At 69.6% G+C, this 18,293-nt stretch carries 23 protein-coding genes; 14 read left to right on the top strand and 9 right to left on the bottom strand.

Translation table 11 applies throughout. The annotated features are described in order from the left end of the window. The first annotated feature begins 254 nt into the window (after positions 1 to 254). Genes A2790_RS10015 through A2790_RS09975 form a run of 9 tightly spaced genes read left to right on the top strand, consistent with a single transcriptional unit; the run spans position 255 to position 6,027 of the window. Positions 255 to 899, top strand: coding sequence for a DUF2491 family protein (locus A2790_RS10015; RefSeq protein ID WP_363080720.1), 645 nt, complete (start codon positions 255 to 257; stop codon positions 897 to 899). Then, positions 896 to 1,315 carry a DUF350 domain-containing protein gene (locus A2790_RS10010; RefSeq protein ID WP_068875836.1) on the top strand — a complete coding sequence of 140 codons (420 nt, stop codon included), beginning with the start codon at positions 896 to 898 and terminating at the stop codon, positions 1,313 to 1,315. Before A2790_RS10015 ends, A2790_RS10010 begins: the two co-directional genes overlap by 4 nt. Before the next feature lie 4 nt (positions 1,316 to 1,319). After that, on the top strand, positions 1,320 to 1,925 hold the full coding sequence (locus A2790_RS10005; RefSeq protein ID WP_293390719.1) for a DUF1190 domain-containing protein: 606 nt from the start codon (positions 1,320 to 1,322) through the stop codon (positions 1,923 to 1,925). A gap of 58 nt (positions 1,926 to 1,983) precedes the next feature. Beyond that, a complete protein-coding gene (locus A2790_RS10000) occupies positions 1,984 to 2,973 on the top strand; it encodes an adenosine kinase (protein ID WP_293390716.1) in 990 nt (329 codons plus the stop codon). A gap of 3 nt (positions 2,974 to 2,976) precedes the next feature. Then, on the top strand, positions 2,977 to 3,567 hold the full coding sequence (gene hisB, locus A2790_RS09995) for an imidazoleglycerol-phosphate dehydratase HisB (protein WP_293390713.1): 591 nt from the start codon (positions 2,977 to 2,979) through the stop codon (positions 3,565 to 3,567). 9 nt (positions 3,568 to 3,576) lie between these two features. After that, positions 3,577 to 4,212, top strand: coding sequence for an imidazole glycerol phosphate synthase subunit HisH (hisH, locus tag A2790_RS09990; RefSeq protein ID WP_293390710.1), 636 nt, complete (start codon positions 3,577 to 3,579; stop codon positions 4,210 to 4,212). Beyond that, positions 4,209 to 4,931 carry a 1-(5-phosphoribosyl)-5-[(5-phosphoribosylamino)methylideneamino]imidazole-4-carboxamide isomerase gene (hisA, locus tag A2790_RS09985; protein ID WP_293390707.1) on the top strand — a complete coding sequence of 241 codons (723 nt, stop codon included), beginning with the start codon at positions 4,209 to 4,211 and terminating at the stop codon, positions 4,929 to 4,931. Before hisH ends, hisA begins: the two co-directional genes overlap by 4 nt. Then, positions 4,928 to 5,704, top strand: a complete 777-nt coding sequence (gene hisF / locus A2790_RS09980) for an imidazole glycerol phosphate synthase subunit HisF (RefSeq protein ID WP_293390704.1) — start codon at positions 4,928 to 4,930, stop codon at positions 5,702 to 5,704. The genes hisA and hisF overlap by 4 nt, the downstream gene beginning before the upstream one ends. Then, positions 5,704 to 6,027: a phosphoribosyl-ATP diphosphatase gene (locus tag A2790_RS09975; RefSeq protein ID WP_293390701.1), complete on the top strand. Its 324-nt coding sequence runs from the start codon at positions 5,704 to 5,706 to the stop codon at positions 6,025 to 6,027. The genes hisF and A2790_RS09975 overlap by 1 nt, the downstream gene beginning before the upstream one ends. A 48-nt stretch (positions 6,028 to 6,075) precedes the next feature. Here A2790_RS09975 and A2790_RS09970 read toward each other — a convergent pair whose 3' ends face one another. The 4 genes from A2790_RS09970 to timA all read right to left on the bottom strand — a co-directional run bounded on the left by A2790_RS09970 (position 6,076) and on the right by timA (position 8,778). After that, entirely contained in the window at positions 6,076 to 6,441 is a 366-nt protein-coding gene (locus A2790_RS09970; protein WP_293390699.1) for an endonuclease domain-containing protein, read from the bottom strand. Between the two features lie 87 nt (positions 6,442 to 6,528). Then, a complete protein-coding gene (locus tag A2790_RS09965) occupies positions 6,529 to 7,032 on the bottom strand; it encodes a Smr/MutS family protein (RefSeq protein ID WP_293390697.1) in 504 nt (167 codons plus the stop codon). After that, positions 7,029 to 8,153 carry an MltA domain-containing protein gene (locus tag A2790_RS09960; protein WP_293390695.1) on the bottom strand — a complete coding sequence of 375 codons (1,125 nt, stop codon included), beginning with the start codon at positions 8,151 to 8,153 and terminating at the stop codon, positions 7,029 to 7,031. Before A2790_RS09960 ends, A2790_RS09965 begins: the two co-directional genes overlap by 4 nt. Before the next feature lie 7 nt (positions 8,154 to 8,160). Further along, positions 8,161 to 8,778, bottom strand: coding sequence for a TIM44-related membrane protein TimA (gene timA, locus A2790_RS09955; protein ID WP_293390693.1), 618 nt, complete (start codon positions 8,776 to 8,778; stop codon positions 8,161 to 8,163). A 177-nt stretch (positions 8,779 to 8,955) separates the two neighbouring features. On the opposite strand from timA, the gene secB reads away from it, so the two are divergent. Beyond that, a complete protein-coding gene (gene secB, locus A2790_RS09950) occupies positions 8,956 to 9,441 on the top strand; it encodes a protein-export chaperone SecB (RefSeq protein WP_293390691.1) in 486 nt (161 codons plus the stop codon). A gap of 24 nt (positions 9,442 to 9,465) precedes the next feature. Here secB and dnaQ read toward each other — a convergent pair whose 3' ends face one another. The 5 genes from dnaQ to A2790_RS09925 form a co-directional block, all read right to left on the bottom strand. Then, the gene (dnaQ, locus tag A2790_RS09945) at positions 9,466 to 10,170 is read right to left on the bottom strand and encodes a DNA polymerase III subunit epsilon (RefSeq protein ID WP_293390689.1); all 705 of its coding nucleotides are present in this window, start codon (positions 10,168 to 10,170) and stop codon (positions 9,466 to 9,468) included. Between the two features lie 131 nt (positions 10,171 to 10,301). Then, positions 10,302 to 10,901: a dephospho-CoA kinase gene (coaE, locus tag A2790_RS09940; RefSeq protein WP_293390687.1), complete on the bottom strand. Its 600-nt coding sequence runs from the start codon at positions 10,899 to 10,901 to the stop codon at positions 10,302 to 10,304. Beyond that, positions 10,898 to 11,743: a shikimate dehydrogenase gene (gene aroE / locus A2790_RS09935; RefSeq protein WP_293390684.1), complete on the bottom strand. Its 846-nt coding sequence runs from the start codon at positions 11,741 to 11,743 to the stop codon at positions 10,898 to 10,900. Before aroE ends, coaE begins: the two co-directional genes overlap by 4 nt. After that, on the bottom strand, positions 11,740 to 12,330 hold the full coding sequence (locus A2790_RS09930) for a Maf family protein (RefSeq protein WP_293390682.1): 591 nt from the start codon (positions 12,328 to 12,330) through the stop codon (positions 11,740 to 11,742). Before A2790_RS09930 ends, aroE begins: the two co-directional genes overlap by 4 nt. Continuing rightward, positions 12,327 to 13,196, bottom strand: a complete 870-nt coding sequence (locus A2790_RS09925; RefSeq protein WP_068879297.1) for a pyruvate, water dikinase regulatory protein — start codon at positions 13,194 to 13,196, stop codon at positions 12,327 to 12,329. Before A2790_RS09925 ends, A2790_RS09930 begins: the two co-directional genes overlap by 4 nt. Positions 13,197 to 13,680: 484 nt before the next feature. On the opposite strand from A2790_RS09925, the gene hemE reads away from it, so the two are divergent. The 4 genes from hemE to rho all read left to right on the top strand — a co-directional run bounded on the left by hemE (position 13,681) and on the right by rho (position 17,988). Beyond that, on the top strand, positions 13,681 to 14,733 hold the full coding sequence (gene hemE / locus A2790_RS09920; RefSeq protein ID WP_293390680.1) for a uroporphyrinogen decarboxylase: 1,053 nt from the start codon (positions 13,681 to 13,683) through the stop codon (positions 14,731 to 14,733). Further along, positions 14,730 to 15,776, top strand: a complete 1,047-nt coding sequence (gene hemH / locus A2790_RS09915) for a ferrochelatase (protein ID WP_293390678.1) — start codon at positions 14,730 to 14,732, stop codon at positions 15,774 to 15,776. The genes hemE and hemH overlap by 4 nt, the downstream gene beginning before the upstream one ends. Then, the gene (locus A2790_RS09910) at positions 15,773 to 16,234 is read left to right on the top strand and encodes a CopD family protein (RefSeq protein WP_293390675.1); all 462 of its coding nucleotides are present in this window, start codon (positions 15,773 to 15,775) and stop codon (positions 16,232 to 16,234) included. Before hemH ends, A2790_RS09910 begins: the two co-directional genes overlap by 4 nt. A 326-nt stretch (positions 16,235 to 16,560) precedes the next feature. Further along, the gene (gene rho, locus A2790_RS09905) at positions 16,561 to 17,988 is read left to right on the top strand and encodes a transcription termination factor Rho (RefSeq protein ID WP_293390673.1); all 1,428 of its coding nucleotides are present in this window, start codon (positions 16,561 to 16,563) and stop codon (positions 17,986 to 17,988) included. Positions 17,989 to 18,293 lie beyond the last annotated feature (305 nt).

The following is an 18,293-nucleotide window of genomic DNA, read 5'->3' as shown; positions in this document are numbered from 1 at the left end:
GCCGGTCCGCGGCTCGACGCTGTGATAATGGCTCGTGCTGCGGCCTGGACATCCGACTTGGCCGCCGGGGGAACCCAGAGCTCAAGCTTCACGAGCCCGAGACGCTGGCGCTCTTCGCGCCAGAGCCGGGTCCGTTCCGCGGGGCTCAGGCCCGCTGCCTTTTCCTTCGGCCTACGCATTCATGGTACACATACGCGTATGTTTGACACCTCGCAACATGGGACTATAGTCCAGCGCCAACAAGGCAGGATGACGTGATTTTTCGCGGACTGTTCGGCGGACGCAAGGACGAGGCTCGCGCTTCGGCCGTTCCGGTGGTGCGCAACGTCACGATCGGGCGCAGCGTACGCCTCGATCCCCTGGCCTGGCGCCGCTATGGCGCCGACACCAAGGTGCAGCTCCGCGCCGACGCCCTGCCCATCGTGGCCCAGGGGCTGATCGACCTGGGCGCCGACGGTTTCGTCCACCGGTTCTATACCGACGACGACCTGATGCTGCAGATGGTCAGCCCCGATCCGGAAGGGCAGCAGGCCGACGATTTCACCCTCTTCGTGCCTTGGGCCAGCGCCTATCCGCCCGACGCCCGGGCGCGGCGGCAGTGGGCCGACCGGCTGCGCGCCCGCACATTCGCCCACGACGACCTGCCCGAGTACCGCCGGTTCTGGTTCGGCGACGCCGACGAGCGCCAGGACCCGGTCAGCTTCTGGGAGGAGGTGTTCGACGATCGCGAGGGCCGGCATGTGCGCCGCATCTACCAGACCTGTATGCTCTTCGCGCGCGATCTGCCGGGCGAGGGGCGCGAGCTGCTGCTGGCGATCGAGATGGAGCCTGAGGCCGGGGACCTGACTCATGAGATCATGGTCGGCATTCCGCTGAACGTTGGAGAATTCGAAGCATGATCGCGTTCGACCCCGCCACCTTCGCCGCCGGGGCGCTCAGCTTCGCCCTGGCGTTCCTGGCCGCCGGCGGCTTCACCCTGATCTTCAAGGCGATCTACCGCTGGATCACGCCACACGACGAGGGGGCCCTGATCCGCTCCGGCAACATGGCCGCGGCCGTCGCCCTTGGCGGGGCGCTGCTGGGCTACGTCATCCCGCTGGCCTCGGCCCTGGCCCACACCGCGACCCTGCCCGAGTTCGTGGCCTGGGCGATCCTGGCGGGCGTGATCCAGATCGTGACCTTCTGGGTCGTGCGCCGCGTGGCCCTGCCCGACGTCTCCGCCCGCATCGAGCGGGGCGAGATGTCCACGGCCCTTTACCTGCTCTCGATCTCGCTCGCGGTCGGCATCCTGAACGCCGCCTGCATGACGGCGTAAGGCCATGAAGCGTTCCCGCAAACTGGTCCTCACCACCCTGATGGCGGCGGGCGGCGTTTCGCTCACCGCCTGCGGCGACAGCCCCGCCGAAGCCGTCATCGACCAGGGCAAGCCCACCGATGCCTACGCCTACCAGTCGCTTCAGGAGTGCCTGGACAAGAACGAGGTGCCCGACAGCGCCTGCGAGACCGCCCAGAAGAACGCCAAGGACGACGAGAACGCCGAGGCCCGCTACGCCGACTCCAAGACCTGCGAGGAGGTCTATGGCCCCGGCCAGTGCGTTCCGCGCTCCAGCGTGGGCGGCCAGGGCTCGTTCTGGGGGCCGCTGGTCGCCGGCTTTGTGGTCGGCCGGATGCTGGACGGCGGCTGGGGCGGCCGCGGCCTCTACCGCGACTGGCGGGACGGCGGCTTCTACACGCCGAACGGCGGCCGGGTCTGGACCGACTATTCCACGGGCCGCACCCGCATCGGCCAGCGCAGCTTCGACCCGCCCGACCTCGCCCGCGGCCCCGACAAGGTCATGACCCGCTCCTCCGTCATCAGCCGCGGCGGCTTCGGCGGCCGCATGGCCAGCCGCAGCTATTCCAGCGGCAAGAGCTGGGGGGGATGACACCCGCCGGGTGAGCCTGTAAGCCGCCAGCCTGCGCCCAAGGGGATTTCCGCCAGCAATGCCCGAGCTTTACGACGTCGCCGCGATCGGCAACGCCATCGTCGACGTGATCGCGCCGGCCACGGACGCCTTCCTGGCGGAGAACGGCCTGACCAAGGGCGCCATGATGCTGGTCGACCCCAAGGCCAGCGCGGCCCTCTATTCGAAGATGGCCCAGGCGGTGGAGGCCTCGGGCGGCTCGGCGGCCAACACCATCGCGGGCCTGGCCAGCTTCGGCGGCAAGGGCGCCTTCATGGGCAAGGTGGCCGACGACCAGCTGGGCCGCGTCTTCGCGCACGACATGCGCGCCATCGGCGCTCGGTTCGAGAACAAGCCCCTGGTGGGCGGGCCGGCCACCGCCGTCTCGATGATCAACGTGACCCCCGACGCCCAGCGCACCATGTGCACCTTCCTGGGCGCCTCGGTGGAGTTCACCGACGAGGACGTGGACCAGGAGACGGTCGAGGCCTCCAAGGTCGTCTACCTCGAGGGCTACCTGTTCGACGCCGAAGCCGCCCGGCGCGCCTTCGCCAAGGCCGCCGCCTTCGCCCACGGCGCGGGCCGCAAGATCGCCCTGACGCTGTCCGACAGCTTCGTGGTCGAGCGCCACCGCGGGGGCTTGCGCGGCTTCATCGAGAACCAGGTGGACATCCTGTTCGCCAACGAGGCCGAGCTCCTGGCGCTGTACGAGACCCCCGACTTCGACGAGGCCTGCGAGCAGCTGCTGCGCCACTGCGACCTGGCCGCCGTCACCCGCAGCGAAAAGGGCTCGGTCGTGCTTTCCAAGGGCGAGACCCTGCACATTGCCGCCGAGCCTGTGGAAAAAGTCGTGGACACCACCGGCGCGGGCGACCAATACGCGGCCGGGTTCCTCTTCGGCCTCTCCCAGGGGCGGTCGCTGCACGACTGCGGCCGGCTGGCCTCGCTCGCGGCCGCCGAGGTGATCTCGCACTACGGGCCGCGGCCGCAGGTCTCCCTCAAGGACCTGGCCGCCTCCAAGGGACTTTAAAGGATGAGCCGCAAGGCCGAAGTCGTCCGCAACACCAAGGAGACCCAGATCCGCGTGGCCGTGGACCTGGACGGTGTCGGCAATGCCAAGGTCTCGACCGGGATCGGCTTCTTCGACCACATGCTGGACAGCTTCGCCCGTCACGGCGGCATCGACATCGAGGTCGAGACCAAGGGCGACCTGCACATCGACATGCACCACACGGTGGAAGACACCGGCATCGTCCTCGGCCGGGCGATCAAGGAAGCCCTGGACGGTTTCAAGGGCATCCGCCGCTTCGGGCACGCCTATATCCCGATGGACGAGACCCTGAGCCGCTGCGCCATCGACTTCTCGAACCGGCCCTACCTGATCTGGAAGGTCGAGTTCCGGACGCCCAAGGTCGGCGACATGGACACCGAGCTGTTCAAGGAATTCCACCACGCCTTCGCCATGAACGGCGGCGCCTGCGTGCACCTCGAGACCCTCTACGGCGCCAACAGCCACCACATCGCCGAGAGCGGTTTCAAGGCCCTCGCCCGGGCGGTCCGCCAGGCGGTGGAGATCGACCCCAAGACCCACGGCCACGCCCCCTCCACCAAGGGCGTGCTCTAGGAACATCCTATGCAGAGCGTCGCCCTGATCGACTACGGGTCGGGCAACCTTCGCTCGGCCGAAAAGGCCCTGGTCCGCGCCGCGGCCGGGACCGCGGACATCGTCGTGACCAACGATCCCGACACCGTGGCCCGGGCTGACCGCATCGTCCTGCCGGGCGTCGGCGCCTTCGCCGCCTGCATGTCCGCGCTCAGCGAGCGGACCGGGGTCATCGAGGCCATGAACGCCGCCGTGAAGGACCGCGGCGTTCCGTTCCTCGGCATCTGCGTCGGCATGCAGTTGATGGCCAGCCGCGGCCTGGAGTTCGGCGAGACGCCGGGCCTGGGCTGGATCGCGGCCGACGTGCGCCGGATCCAGCCGTCGGACCCTTCGCTGAAGGTGCCGCACATGGGCTGGAACACCCTGGACGTGGTCTCCGACCTGCCGATGTTCGCCGGGCCCAAGGCGGGCCTGCCAGTCTATTTCACCCACTCCTTCGCCATGTTCCCGGAAGACTCCCGCGACGTGGCGGCCTATGTGGACCACGGCGGGCGGTTCCCTGCGGCCGTGGCCCGGGACAACCTCGCCGGGGTGCAGTTCCACCCCGAAAAATCACAAGCCGCCGGCCTGAACATCCTGGCCGGCTTCCTGGAGTGGCGCCCTTGATCCTCTACCCCGCCATCGACCTGAAGGACGGCCAGTGCGTCCGGGTCCTGCACGGCGACCTCTCCACGGCCACCGTCTTCAACACCGAACCCGCGGCCCAGGCGAAGAGCTTCGTGGACGCCGGCTTCCACTGGATCCACGTGGTCGACCTGAACGGCGCGGTCCAGGGCAAGGCCGTCAACGGCTCGGCCGTCGAGGCCATCCTGTCCTCGGTCTCGGTGCCGGTGCAGTTGGGCGGCGGCATCCGCACGCTCAAGGACATGGAGCGCTGGATCGAGGCGGGCGTCAGCCGCGTGATCCTCGGCACGGTGGCGGTGAAGGAGCCGAAGATCGTGCTGGAGGCCGCCAAGCGCTGGCCCGAGCAGATCGCCGTCAGCGTCGACGTGCGCAAGGGCAAGGTGGCCGTCGACGGCTGGACCGCCGACAGCGACCTGGACGCCATCACCGTGGCCAAGCGGTTCGAGGACGCCGGCGTCGCCGCCCTCATCGTCACCGACATCGACCGCGACGGCACCGTCATGGGCTTCAACGTCGAGGCGTTCGGCACCATGGCCGACGCCGTCTCCATCCCCGTGATCGCCGCCGGGGGCCTGGCCACCGTGGACGACATCGCCAAGCTGAAGGCGCGCAAGGGCGTGCCGGTGGCCGGCGCGGTCCTGGGCCGGGCGCTCTACAACGGCGCCATCGACCCCGCCGAGGCCCTCGAGGTCGCGGCGTGAGCAGTGGCCTTAAGGTCCGGGTCATCCCCTGCCTGGACGTGAAGGACGGCCGGGTGGTGAAGGGGGTCCAGTTCGTCAACCTGGTGGACGCCGGCGATCCGGTGGAACAGGCCCAGGCCTATGACGCCGCCGGGGCCGACGAGCTGATGTTCCTGGACATCACCGCCAGCCACGAGAACCGCGGCACGATCCTGGACGTGGTGGCCCGCACGGCCGACGTCTGCTTCATGCCCCTGTCGGTGGGCGGCGGCATCCGCTCGGTGGACGACGCGCGTCGCCTGCTGCTGGCCGGGGCCGACAAGATCTCGATCATGACCGCCGCGGTGAACGACCGCGACGTGGTGGCCCGCTGCGCCGACGCCTTCGGCAGCCAGGCCGTGGTGGTCTCGGTGGATGCGAAGAAGGTCGGCGAGCACTGGGAGGTGTTCACCCACGGCGGGCGCAACGCCGCGGGCCTGAACGCGGTGGACTACGCCGTCGAGGTGGTGGCCAAGGGCGCGGGCGAGATTCTCTTGACCTCCATGGATCGCGACGGCGCCAAGACCGGCTACGATCTCGAGCTGCTGCGCGCCGTCACCTCGGCGGTGGGCGTGCCCGTGATCGCCTCGGGCGGCGCGGGAAACACGCGGCACCTGATCGAGGCGGTGCAGGCCGGCGCCGACGCCGTACTGGCCGCGTCGATCTTCCACTTCGGCGAGATCACCATCGGCCAAGCCAAGGCCGCCATGGCCGCGGCCGGCATCCCCGTCCGCCTCTCGGAGCTCGCCGCCTGATGACCCGCTTCGCCCAGGTGATCGACCGCCTCGCCGCCACCATCGAAAGCCGCCGCGGCGGCGACACTTCCACGTCCTACACCGCCCAGCTGCTGGGCGACCTGGACCGCGCCGCCAAGAAGATGGGAGAGGAGGCGGTCGAGACCGTCATCGCCGCCGCCCAGGGCGACCGCGATGCCCTCACCGCCGAAAGCGCCGACCTCATCTATCACTGGCTGGTGGTCATCGCCGCCGCGGGCGTCAGCCTCGAAGAGGTCGCCGAGAGACTCGAGGCCCGCGAAGGAACGTCGGGCCTCACCGAAAAGGCCGCGCGGGCGCGGTAGTTCCTCCCCCTTCGGGGGAGGTGGCGCGAAGCGCCGGAGGGGGTCCGCTCAGAAGCCTGGATCGTCATCCCGCGCCGCTGAGATGATCGTCCGAACGGCGTCGTCGACATCTTCGAGCCCCAGGCTGGCCGAGATCCGCAAGGTCCGGATACCCTTCGCCGCGAGCCAGATGTCCCTAGCTTCGTCCGCTTCCGGCCGCCGCCCCATGCTGTGCGAGTCCCCGTCCACCTCAACGCACAAGGGTATGCTGGCGCAGTAGAAGTCGAGGATGTACGGACCTATCGGGTGCTGCCTTCGGAATTTCAGCCCATCGGCCTTGGCGCCTTTAAGCGCCCGCCAGAGCAGGCCTTCCGGCAAGGTCAGATTGCGGCGAAGGAACTTCGCGAAATCTCGCGTTTCGCTCGGGGCATCCATGACTCGAACATATCAGGAACACGCTCTGCTGGGGACCCCCTCAGTCAGCTTCGCCGACAGCCCCCCCATGGGGAGCAACGTTGAAGGTCACCCTCGCGCCTTGCGCTTCAGCGCCACGTACAGCGCGCCAGCGCCGCCGTGGTGGCGGGCGGCTTCGGAGAGGCCGGCGACCACATGGGCCAGGTGGGGCGCGGCCAGCCAGTCGGGCACGCGCTTGCGCAGGACCCCGTCGCCCTGGACGCCCTTGCCGGTGATCACCAGCACCGCGCGCCAGCCGTTATCGAAGGCGCGGAGCACGAACGCCTCCAGGGCCGCCCGCGCCCGATCCTGGGTCATGCCGTGCAGGTCGATGCGCGCGCCGATCTCCTCGCGCTCCCGGGCGATGCGGTGGCGGCGATTGGGCTCGATGCCCTCCAGCGCCTCGCGCAGGCGCTGCCGGGCTTCCTCGGCGCGCTTGGGCTCGATCCGCGCCGGGGCGTCGAGGGTCTGGGGCGCGGGTTTCCTCGGCGTGCTGCGGCCGGGCAAGGGATGGACGGTGGCGGCCACCATCGACCAGATCTTCTGCTCCTCCGGCTTCAGCGGGCGTTTCATGGCCGCGGGACCAGCCGGTAGAGCCGCAGGGTGTGGCGCACCCGCCCTGCCTCGGCCCCGGCCGCAACCCCTTCGCCCAGGTATAGATCGGCGCGTACCTGGCCCTTGATCGCCCCGCCCGTATCCAGGGCGGTAGCCAGGCGCCGATAGGCCGGGAAGGCGCCGGCCAGCAGCGGCGCCTCGGCGTCGATCCACAAGAGGTCGCCCATGCCGTGGAAGGCGGGATCCACCGCCACCGCCCGGCCCGCCGGCAGCGGGATGCTGGCGGCCCCCACCGGCGGCTTGCCGTCGTCGGGCGTGAGCCGGAAGAAGACGTAGCGGGGGTTCAGCCGCATCACCTCGTCGGCGGCCGGGCCGCGGTGGGCGGCCAGCCAGTTCCGGATCGCATCGCCCGAGGTGTTGTCCCTTGCCAGCAGCCCACGGTCACGCATGGGGTTGGCGATGCCGGCGAAGGCCTGGCCGTTGTTGGCCGCGTAGAGCGCCTTGGCCCGCGTCCCGTCCTCGAAGGTCAGGACGCCCGAACCCTGAACCTGCAGGAAGAACAGCTCCTCGGGCCGCATCCAAGCCAACGGCCGGTCGATTGGCGTCGCCTCGATGGCCGCGCGATCGGGGTAGGGCTCGGCCGAGCCGTCGGGCAGGGTGCGCAGCACGATGCCGCCGTCGGCCACCACCAGGTCGGCCGGCTTGGGCCGCACCGGTGCGCTGAATTCCGCATCGGGGCGGCGGCGCGCCTCATAGACCGGCGCGAAATAGGCGGTCAGGACGCCGTCGGCGGATCCCAGCCGCTCGGCGCGGAAAGCCCGCTCGAGGAACGCCCGTCCATCGCCGCGGGCGATGGGGCCGAGGGCGCGGGCGCGCGCGCACAGGTCGGCCAGGGCGCGGTCGCGGCTGCCGTGGCAGGTCGCCCGCCAGGCTTCGAAGGCGCCGTCGTGGTCCTCTGCCGCCCATCCGGGCAGTTGCGGCAGCTCGACCACCCGCGGCGGCTCAGGCGGCGGGGAGGGCCGGGGCGCCGGCGCGGGAAGCGGGGGATAGCCCGGCGGAATCGGCCCGTGCTCGTACGGCGTGGCGCAGGCGGCCACCGCCAGGGCCGCAAAAGCAGCCGCGACAACCCCCCAGCGCATGCGGAACTCAGGCCTCGGCGGCGTCGACGTGGACCAGGGTCCAGTTGGGATCGCGGCTCTTCAGGCGGCGCTCGAACGTCCACAGCTCGGCGGTGCGGCGGTCGTCGACGCCTTCGCCTTCCGGACCCTTGGTGCGGCTGCGGAACTCCGCCAGGAAGCGCACGGTCACCTGCGCCAGGTCGCCTTGGACAACTTGCGCCTTCTCCAGGTCCGCCCGGGGCGGATGGAAGAACTCGACCGTTTCGCTGCGGCCCTCGGCGGCACGCTGGTCGATCACGGCCTCGAAGCTGGAAAGCACCCCCGGCGCCAGCAGGTTGCCCAGCGTCGCCTTGTCGCCCTCGGCGAACGCCTTAACGATCATCTCGTAGGCGCCCTTCGCCCCGGCCAGGAAATGGCCCATGTCGAAGGACGGGTCCTTGGCCTTGATGGCGGCCAGGCCGGTCAGTTCGACGCCGTCGTCGATGGGGTCGGCCAGCCGCTCGGGCGGGCGCACCGGGCCGGTCGCGGCTTCCACCGCCGGACGGTCCTCGGGCTGGCGCCCGACCCGCCGGCCCAGCACCGAATAGAGCTGGTACAGCACGATGACGGCGAGGCCGGCGAAAATGATCAGTTCCAGGACTTGCAACGCAGGGCTTTCGGAGGTGGCTGGGCTTCAGGGACCTTATACGCTCAATACCTCAATATAGTCCGCAGGAACGCCCGCGTCAGGGGCGGCGTTGCATCACCCTGGGCGCCATGATAGCCGCTCGGCCCTAACGAGCGCGATCCTCGCGTTCCGCGTGAAGAGAAATTCCGTCCGATCATGAGCGAAATCGACCTCGGCGCCGGCGCGCCTCCGGCCCAGGGCGGCGAGCCCGGCATCCGCATCCTGGCCCAGTTCATCCGCGACCTCTCGTTCGAGAACCCGCGTGCGCCCGACGCCCTGCGTCCCAGCCAGGACCAGCCGCAGATCGATCTCAACGTCGAGATGAACGCCCGTGGCCGCGAAGACGGCCTGTTCGAGGTGGACCTGAAGCTGTCGGCCCGCGCCGGCCGCACCGACGGCGCCCTGTTCCACGTCGAGCTGCTCTACGGCGGCGTTTTCCAGATCGGCGGCGTGCCGGCCGAGGAGATGGAGCCGGTGCTGCTGATCGAGTGCCCGCGCTACCTCTTCCCCTTCGCCCGCCGGATCATCGCCGAGGTCAGCTCCGAAGGCGGCTTCCCGCCCTTCCTGCTGGATCCCATCGACTTCGCCGGCGTCTACGCGGCGCGCAAGGCCCAGGGCGAGCCCCAGGTCGGCCACGCTTAAGACCTTCGGAAGGGGACGGCGGCCTTAGAGCCCGAACCGTCCCCAGAGGTCCTCGCCCTTCACCTTTTCGCGAATGAACGAGGCGTGGAGGGCCCGCTCTTCTTCGGTGGAGCGGGGGGCCAGCGGCCGGGGCCGGGCGCCGTATTCGTTGCGGCTGGCCACCGCCACGGCGTTGACCATGGTCACGCTCGACAGCTCCAGGCGCCGCTCGCGGCCGCCCTTCAGCTCCAGATAGACCGCCGCCAGCAGCTTGGCGTCGATCAAGGCGCCGTGCTTCTCGCGCTCGCTGAGCGAGACCTTGAAGCGCTTGCAGAGCGCGTCCAGCGAGTTGTGCATGCCGGGGAACCGCTGCTTGGCCAAGGCCAGGGTGTCGATCCAGCGGTGTTCGGGCAGGTGGTCGCGGCGGCAGTTCGCCAGTTCCCAGTTGATGAAGCCGCGGTCGAAAGCGGCGTTGTGGGCGATCAGCGGCGCATCGCCCACGAAATCGAGGAAGGCGTCCACGACCTCGGGATGTTCGAACCGGGGCTTGCCGCGCAGGAACGCCGCCGACAGGCCGTGCACCTTCTCGGCCTCGGCCGGCATGTCGCGGCAGGGGTCGATATAGACGTGGAAGCTGCGGCCGGTGGGCACGAAGCTCTCGATCTCCAGCGCCGCCAGTTCCACCAGCCGGTCGCCGGTGGCGGGGTCGAACCCGGTGGTTTCAGTGTCGAGGACGATCTCGCGGGCCATGCCCCTTGATGGCCCGGTTCGCGCTGGAATTTCAACTGCGAAGCAGCCGGCGCGACAGATCACCGCCAAGAGGCCAAGGACGCGAACGGGCCGAGCCCGCCCTTGGTGAACTTGGCGTCTTGGCGGTCGTCCTAAGGCGCTTTCGCGTTCCGGAGATCGGCCACGATGGCCGCCACCTGCTCGCGGGCCGCCTCCAGGCCACGGCCGGTGTCGACGACGTAGTGGGCGCGAGCGCGCTTCTCGGCGTCGGCCATCTGCTGGGCCAGGATGGCGTCCAGGCGCTCCGGGGTCATGCCGGGGCGGGCCAGCACCCGCTCGCGCTGCATTTCGGGCGGCGCCGAGACGACCACCACCGCCTCCACATTGGCGTCGCCGCCGGTCTCGTACAGCAGGGGCACGTCCAGCACGACCATGTCGGCGCCCTGTTCCTCGGCCGCCTTGAAGAACCCCACCCGGTCGCGGCCCACCAGCGGGTGGACGATGGCGTTGAGGCGCTTCAGTTCGTCCGGCTGGCCCAGGACCCGCTTGCGCAGTTCTTCCCGGTCGACCCGGCCGTCCTTCACCACACCGGGAAACGCCTCGCCCACCGGCTCCACGGCGGCCCCGCCCTGATCGTAGAGATCGTGCACCGCCGCGTCGGCGTCGTAGACCGGGATGCCCAGGTCGCGGAACATCGCCGCGGTGGTCGACTTGCCCATGCCGATGGACCCGGTCAGGCCGATAATCCTCATCCGTTCAAAACCTTAAGGGCCAAGCCCCGCACGTCCACGCCCGGCGGCGGCGCGCCGAACAGGGCCTCGAACGAGGGCTCGGCCTGGCGGACCAGCATCTCCAGTCCATCGACCGTGCGGCGTCCCAGGGCCTGGGCCTGGGCGAGGAAGGGCGTGACCAGCGGCTTGTAGAACATGTCCATGACCACCGCGCCCGGGGGCGTCGCCTCCAGCGGTACGTCCAGCCCCTGGCCCGGCGACATGCCGGCCGCGGTGGCGTTGATCACCGCGATCGCCCCCGCGAAGGCCTCGCCGGCGTCCGCCAGCGCGCCTGCGACCACCTTCGGGCCGAGGTCCGACGCCAGGTCCTGCGCCTTGGAAACCGTGCGGTTCAAGACGCGCACCTCCGGCGTGCCGGCCAGCAGCAGGGCCGCGGCCGCCCCCCGCGCCGCGCCGCCCGCGCCCAGCACCACCACCGGCCCGGCCGCCGGGTCGAAGCCCTTAGACTGCGCCGCGAACGCCCCCAGGAGGCCGATCCCGTCGGTATTGTCGGCCCGGATCCGGCCGTCGGTCTCGAACACCAGCAGGTTCGCCGCTCCGGCCAGCCGGGCCCGGGCGCTGGCCTCATCGGCCGCGGCGAGGGCCTGCTCCTTGAACGGCACGGTCACGTTGACGCCGCGGATCGCCCCGCCGCCGCGCTGGCCCTCCACGAAGGCCGCGAAGACCTCCGGTCGGGGGGCGAAGGCGACATAGACCCCGTCGATCCCCGCCGCCTCGAGCCAGGCGTTGTGCAGGATCGGCGAGAGGGAGTGGGCGATGGGCTGGCCCACCACCCCCGCCACCACGGTGCGGGCGCTGATCATGCCGTCAGCTCGCCATGTCGCCGCAGCAGGTCCATCAGGCCCATCAGCGGCAGGCCCAGGATGGCGAAATAGTCACCCTCGATCTTCGAGAACAGCTGGGCCCCCGGCCCCTCCAACCGATAGCAGCCCACCGAGCCGAGGGCGTGCGGCCCCTCTGCCGCCAGGTATTCCTCCAGGAAGGCGTCGGAGAAGTCGCGCATGGTCAGCTGCGCCGTCACCAGCTCGCGCCAGATCGGGGCGCCGTCCTTGGCCACCACCACGGCCGAGTGCAGCTTGTGCGTCTTGCCGCGCAGCAGGGTCAGCCGTTCCCGGGCCGCCGCAATGTCGTCGGCCTTGTCGTAAAGCACGCCCTCCAGGTCCAGGGTTTGGTCGGAGCCGATGACCAGCCCCGGACGGGCGCGGGAGACGCGGATCGCCTTCAGCTCAGCCAGGGCGTCGGCGATCTCGCGCGGCCCGTGGCCCTCGGCCAGCAGCGAAGCCTTGGCCGAGTCCTCGTCGACGCCGGCCACGGTCGCCTCGTAGACCACGCCGGCCCCGTCCAGGACGGCGCGGCGGGCGGCGCTCTTGGACGCCAGGATCACCGTCATCCCAGCACCTCGACCTGGCCGTGCCCGCGGGACAGCAGGTTCAGCACCGCCGCGGCCGTCTCCTCCACCGACCGCCGCGTGACGTCGATGGTGGGGAAGCCATGGCGCTCGTACAGCCGGCGCGCCGCGATGATCTCGTCGCGCACCGCGTCCTGGTCGATGTAGGTCGACTCCCGGTTCTCGTTCAGGCTGAGCAGCCGGTTGCGGCGGATCTGGATCAGCCGGTCTGGCGAGATCAGCAGGCCGACGATCAGGGTGTTGTTCAGCTGGAACAGCTTCTCCGGCAGAGGCCGGCCCGGCACCAGCGGCACGTTCGCCGCCCGCACGCCCCGGTGGGCCAGGTAGATGCAGGTCGGCGTCTTCGAGGTCCGCGAGACGCCCAGCAGCACCACGTCCGCCTGGTCCAGGTCCTGCCCGCCCTGACCGTCGTCGTGGCCGATGGCGTAGTTCAGGGCGTCCATCCGATTGAAATAGTCGTTGTCCAGCCGCAGGTGCGCGCCCACCCGCGAGGTGGTGGCAGCTCCCAGGTAGCGCTGCATGGCGCTGACCAGCGGGTCCAGGGCCGGCAGACACGGCATGTCCATCCGCCGGCAGCCTTCTTCCAGCGCCTCGCGCAGCTTCTCGTCGACGATGGTGTGCAGGACGATGCCCGGCGCCTCCTCGATGTCGCCCAGCGCCCGGTCCAGTTGCCGCTGCGAGCGGACCAGGGCGTAGATGTGCTCGATGGGCAGGACGTTCTCGAAGCGCGCGCACACCGCGCGCGCCATGGCGTTCAGCGTCTCCCCCGTGGAGTCCGACACCAGGTGGACGTGGAAGTAGGTCGCGAGTCTGGGCGGCGGCGAGTTCGGCAAGGGCGCTCCGAAAATATGCCTGGGGACGGAAGCTGTGGATTCACTCTTAGCGAAGCTGGACGGCGATGGGGATAGATCGTCGCCAAATCCGGTGCGGAGGGCGCCCCGGGGGAACACGAGGACGGAAAGGGCCGTTAACCATCTCTTAACCCCCAGGCCTGGCCGCCGGGGCGCCGTTTGCCGGGCGCGGGTGGGGGCAAGTCGGGATCCCGCGCGGCGCCCGCTGTTCTCCCCCCAATCGTTACCGAATTCTTAATGCGCCGCAGAGGGAGCCTAGGCCGGTTCCCCGCGATTCACAGGGCCTCACAGGGTGTGCCGCCAGCCGGGGACAGGGTGGGGACGACCGGGGGATTGTCAAAGGATCGTCAAGGTTTTCCCCGCTGCCGACAGGCCCTACTTCCCCCGCTCCAATCCTTTTCAAGACTCTTTCTATTTGAAGGGAAGAAGGGCTGGGCGGGTCGCACTTGAGCGTTCGGTAAGGGCAGGCTTTAAGTCCCCCATGACGACCGAGACCCCCCGCCTCCTGCGCGTGCTCGCCGGAGAGACCCTGGACCGCCCGCCGGTGTGGTTCATGCGCCAGGCCGGACGGTCGCTGCCCGAGTACCGGGAGCTGCGCAGCCGCGCGCCCGACTTCATCGCCTTCTGCTTCGACCCCGAGATGGCGGCCGAGGCGACGATGCAGCCCATGCGGCGCTTCCCCATGGACGCCGCCATCGTCTTCGCCGACATCCTGCTGATCCCGCTGGCCCTCGGCCAGGATGTCTGGTTCGAGGCCGGGGAGGGGCCCCGGCTGGGCCCACTGCCGCCGATCGGGGCGCTGCAAGACGCCATCGAGGGCTCCACCGCAAAGCTCGCCAACATCGGCGAGACGCTCAGCCGGGTGCGCGCCGAGCTGGAGCCCGAGCGGGCGCTGATCGGGTTCGCCGGCGCCCCCTGGACGGTGGCCACATACATGCTGGAGGGCCGGGGCTCCCAGCGCGAGGCCGCCCGCACCTACGCCTACCGCCATCCGGACGAGTTGGACGCCCTGCTCGACGTGCTGGTGGAGGCTACGGCCCGCTACCTCGTGATGCAGGCCAAGGCCGGCGCCCAGGCGCTGAAGCTGTTCGAGAGCTGGGCCGATAACCTGGCCGAGGACGTCTTCGAACGCATCGTCATCGGCCCGCACCGGCGGATCGTGGAGAAGGTCCGCGCCGCCGGGGTCGACACGCCGTTCATCGGCTTCCCCCGCAGCGCCGGCGCCCTGGTGGAGCGCTACGCCGCCGAGGTTCCGGTCCAGGCGGTCGCCCTCGACACCCAGGCCAGCGCCGCCCTGGGCCGCCGGATCCAGGCGGGCGGCCAGGCCATCCAGGGCGCCCTCGACAACCTCCTGCTGCTCGCCGGCGGACCGGCGCTGGACGCCCGGGTGGACACCCTGTTGCAGCAGTGGGGCGAGGGCCCCTACATCTTCAACCTCGGCCACGGCGTCATGCCCGCTACGCCCGTGGAACACATCGCCCGGGTGGTGGAGCGCGTCACCGGCAAGCCCGCCAAGGCCATGGCGGCGGCATGAGCAAGCTGGCCGTCGTCCTTTTCAACCTGGGCGGGCCGGACAGCCTGGACGCCGTCCGGCCGTTCCTGTTCAACCTGTTCCGCGACCCGGCGATCATCCAGCTGCCGGCCGTGGCGCGCTATCCGCTGGCGGCGCTGATCTCCACCACCCGCACCAAGACCGCCCAGGCCAACTACGCCATCATGGGCGGCCGCTCGCCGCTGCTGCCCGAGACCGAGGCGCAAGCCGTGATGCTCGATGCAGCGCTGAAGCAGCAGGGTCACGAAGCGCGCGTCTTCATCGCCATGCGCTACTGGAAGCCGTTCGCCGACCAGACAGCCAAGGAGGTCGAGGCCTACGCGCCGGACGAGATCGTCCTGCTGCCGCTCTACCCCCAGTATTCGACCACCACCTCGGGCTCCTCGCTCAAGGACTGGGCGCGGGCCTACAAGGGGCCGGGGCGGGTGCGGACGGTCTGCTGCTATCCGACCTCCCAAGGCTTGGCGCAGGCCCATGCCGCCGAGATCCGCCGCGTCTGGGACGCCTGGGTCCGGCCGGAGCTGAAGGCCGACCCATCGCAGGTGCGGCTCCTATTCTCGGCCCACGGCCTGCCGCAGCAGGTGGTGGACGGGGGCGATCCCTACGAGGCGCAGGTCGAGGCCACGGCCGCGGCGGTGGCGGCCCTCCTGCCCGAATTCACCGACTGGCAGGTCTGCTACCAGAGCCGGGTCGGCCGGCTGAAATGGCTGGAGCCCTCCACCACGGACGCGCTCCACCAAGTGGCCAAGGATCGCAAGGGCGCCATCGTCTGCCCGATCGCCTTCGTCTCCGAGCATGTGGAGACCCTGGTCGAGCTCGATACCGAATACGGCGAGCTGGCCGACCACCTGAAGATCTACCCCTACCTGCGGGCCCGCACGCCCGGGGTCGGGGCGCCGTTCATCGGCGAGTTGGCCCGGGCGGTGACAGAGGCCCTGCCGCGCGAGGGGATCGCCCCGCACGGCCCGTGGACCTGCCCCACGGGCCTTGGCAAGTGCGCCTGCCGGGGAGACAAGGCGGCATGAACTGGTTCGACCTGCTTCGCGGCCTGCACATCATCGCGGTGATCGCCTGGATGGCGGGGATGATGTACCTGCCCCGCCTGTTCGCCTACCACACCGAGACGGCGCCGCCGGCCAGCGAGTTCGACGCGCACTTCCAGGTCTGGGAGCGCAAGCTCTTGAAGATCATCATCAATCCGTCGATGAGCCTGACCTGGATCTTGGGCGTCAGCCTGATCCTCTGGCACGTCTACGCCGCCAAGGAGGGATGGAGCTTCCTCCTGCAGCCGTGGATGATGGTGAAGCTGGCGGCGGTGATCTTCCTCTCCGCTTGGCACGGCTTCCTCGCCGGCTCGTACAAGAAGTTCGTGGCCGGCCAGCGCCCGAAGTCCGCGAAGTTCTGGCGCGCCACCAACGAGCTCCCGTTCCTCGCCGCCGTCGTGGCCGTGCTGGCCGTCACCCTTCAGTTCTGGGCGCGATAGCCTATCTATAAATTGCTCCCCCTTGGGGGAGCTGTCGGCAAGGCCGACTGAGGGGGCTTCCACTCAGAACGTTCGATTTTGAGCTGAAGCCCCTTCGGCGCTTCGCCTCTCCCGAAGGGGAGGAACACTTGACCCGCCCCCTCGGACGTGGTTCCCCTCAGCAACGCGTCGGCCTCCGGCGCGCCCCGCCTTTTTCCGGCTCCACGCACCGCGTGTCGCAGCCGGCTCCCAGACGAAGTTGAACATCGGCGCTTCCCGGCGCCCACAGACTAACCCGCCCGCACCCGGACTCCGTCCGGTGGCGCGCGAATTCCAAAGTGAAATCAATGCAAGACGAACCCAACAACGACATTCCCGAGACCGAGGTCGAAACCCTCGGCGAGACCCTCGAGCCCCAGCTGGCCGCCGAAGCCGCTGCTGAGGACGCCGCCGGCGAGCCCGAGAACGACGAGCCCAGCGAGGCCTCCAAGGCCATCGCCGCCATGGGGCTCACCCGCATGAGCCTGCAGGAGCTGAAGGACAAGTCGCCCGCCGACCTCCTGGCCTTCGCCGAGCAGCTGGAGATTGAATCCGCGAACTCCATGCGCAAGCAGGACATGATGTTCGCGATCCTGAAGGTGCTGGCCGAAGAGGGCGTCGCCATCTCCGGCTCGGGCACCCTGGAAGTGGTGCAGGACGGCTTCGGCTTCCTGCGCTCGCCGGAAGCCAACTACCTGCCGGGCCCCGACGACATCTATGTCAGCCCCTCCCAGATCCGGAAGTTCGGCCTGCGCACCGGCGACACGGTCGACGGCGAGGTCCGCGCGCCGCGCGAGGGCGAGCGCTACTTCGCCCTGGTGAAGGTGGACCTGACCAACTTCGAAAGCCCCGACGCGGTGCGTCACAAGGTGCTGTTCGACAACCTGACGCCGCTCTATCCGGACCAGCGGTTCAAGATGGAGATCGACGATCCGACCCTGAAGGACCGCTCCGGCCGGGTCATCGACATCGTCGCGCCGCTGGGCAAGGGCCAGCGCTGCCTGATCACCGCCCCGCCGCGGGTCGGCAAGACGGTGATGCTGCAGAACATCGCCAAGTCGATCGAGACCAACCACCCCGAGTGCTATCTCATCGTGCTGCTGATCGACGAGCGGCCGGAAGAAGTGACGGACATGCAGCGGACCGTGAAGGGCGAGGTCATCTCCTCCACCTTCGACGAGCCCGCCACCCGCCACGTCCAGGTCGCCGAGATGGTGATCGAAAAGGCCAAGCGCCTGGTCGAGCACAAGCGGGACGTCGTGATCCTGCTGGACTCGGTCACCCGCCTCGGCCGCGCCTACAACACTGTGGTCCCGTCCTCGGGCAAGGTGCTGACCGGCGGTGTCGACGCCAACGCCCTGCAGCGCCCCAAGCGCTTCTTCGGCGCGGCGCGGAACATCGAGGAGGGCGGCTCGCTGACGATCATCGCCACGGCCCTGATCGACACCGGCTCGCGGATGGACGAAGTCATCTTCGAAGAGTTCAAGGGCACCGGTAACTCGGAAATCGTCCTGGACCGCAAGGTCGCGGACAAGCGCATCTATCCGGCCATCGACGTGCTGAAGTCCGGCACCCGGAAGGAAGAGCTGATCACCGAAAAGACCAACCTGCAGAAGACCTACATCCTGCGGCGGATCCTGAACCCCATGGGCGCCCAGGACGCGATCGAGTTCCTGCTCGACAAGCTGCGGCAGTCGAAGAACAACGACGACTTCTTCCAGTCGATGAACACCTGACCGCCGGTCGGGCCATCGCGGACCGGATTGGGGCTCCCGGCGACGGGGGCCCTTTTTCGTGAGCGAACGACGGTGTTTCGTGCGCGGAAAAACCCAATTGATTCAAGGGTCGGCCGGGCAAATCGGCCCTGTGGCGAAATTGGAGCGCAAAGGCGTAGGGTTGCCCGTTTCCCTGCGCGAGAGCGGCGCCAATCGAGGCGTGTACCGGCGCGCCTTCCCACCCGCGGTAGCACCACGGCCATACCGGTATTACGAGCTTCACTGTTTCACGTGAAACACAGCGGCGCTATTCCTCCCCCCTGGGG

The sequence above is a fragment of the Phenylobacterium sp. RIFCSPHIGHO2_01_FULL_69_31 genome, from assembly GCF_001824475.1.
Lineage (GTDB): Bacteria > Pseudomonadota > Alphaproteobacteria > Caulobacterales > Caulobacteraceae > Phenylobacterium.
This window is presented reverse-complemented; position numbering and strand designations above follow the sequence as displayed.

What these genes read in the sequence shown, in the direction of transcription:
- A2790_RS09970 (WP_293390699.1), bottom strand. Translation starts at nt 6,441, where the DNA reads ATGGATGCCCCGAGCGAAACGCGAGATTTCGCGAAGTTCCTTCGCCGC.
- A2790_RS09965 (WP_293390697.1), bottom strand. Translation starts at nt 7,032, where the DNA reads ATGAAACGCCCGCTGAAGCCGGAGGAGCAGAAGATCTGGTCGATGGTG.
- dnaQ (WP_293390689.1), bottom strand. Translation starts at nt 10,170, where the DNA reads ATGGCCCGCGAGATCGTCCTCGACACTGAAACCACCGGGTTCGACCCC.
- rho (WP_293390673.1), top strand. Translation starts at nt 16,561, where the DNA reads ATGCAAGACGAACCCAACAACGACATTCCCGAGACCGAGGTCGAAACC.
- hemE (WP_293390680.1), top strand. Translation starts at nt 13,681, where the DNA reads ATGACGACCGAGACCCCCCGCCTCCTGCGCGTGCTCGCCGGAGAGACC.
- coaE (WP_293390687.1), bottom strand. Translation starts at nt 10,901, where the DNA reads ATGAGGATTATCGGCCTGACCGGGTCCATCGGCATGGGCAAGTCGACC.
- A2790_RS09930 (WP_293390682.1), bottom strand. Translation starts at nt 12,330, where the DNA reads ATGACGGTGATCCTGGCGTCCAAGAGCGCCGCCCGCCGCGCCGTCCTG.
- A2790_RS10010 (WP_068875836.1), top strand. Translation starts at nt 896, where the DNA reads ATGATCGCGTTCGACCCCGCCACCTTCGCCGCCGGGGCGCTCAGCTTC.
- hisB (WP_293390713.1), top strand. Translation starts at nt 2,977, where the DNA reads ATGAGCCGCAAGGCCGAAGTCGTCCGCAACACCAAGGAGACCCAGATC.
- A2790_RS09960 (WP_293390695.1), bottom strand. Translation starts at nt 8,153, where the DNA reads ATGCGCTGGGGGGTTGTCGCGGCTGCTTTTGCGGCCCTGGCGGTGGCC.
- hemH (WP_293390678.1), top strand. Translation starts at nt 14,730, where the DNA reads ATGAGCAAGCTGGCCGTCGTCCTTTTCAACCTGGGCGGGCCGGACAGC.
- A2790_RS10005 (WP_293390719.1), top strand. Translation starts at nt 1,320, where the DNA reads ATGAAGCGTTCCCGCAAACTGGTCCTCACCACCCTGATGGCGGCGGGC.
- secB (WP_293390691.1), top strand. Translation starts at nt 8,956, where the DNA reads ATGAGCGAAATCGACCTCGGCGCCGGCGCGCCTCCGGCCCAGGGCGGC.
- A2790_RS09910 (WP_293390675.1), top strand. Translation starts at nt 15,773, where the DNA reads ATGAACTGGTTCGACCTGCTTCGCGGCCTGCACATCATCGCGGTGATC.
- aroE (WP_293390684.1), bottom strand. Translation starts at nt 11,743, where the DNA reads ATGATCAGCGCCCGCACCGTGGTGGCGGGGGTGGTGGGCCAGCCCATC.
- A2790_RS09975 (WP_293390701.1), top strand. Translation starts at nt 5,704, where the DNA reads ATGACCCGCTTCGCCCAGGTGATCGACCGCCTCGCCGCCACCATCGAA.
- A2790_RS10000 (WP_293390716.1), top strand. Translation starts at nt 1,984, where the DNA reads ATGCCCGAGCTTTACGACGTCGCCGCGATCGGCAACGCCATCGTCGAC.
- hisH (WP_293390710.1), top strand. Translation starts at nt 3,577, where the DNA reads ATGCAGAGCGTCGCCCTGATCGACTACGGGTCGGGCAACCTTCGCTCG.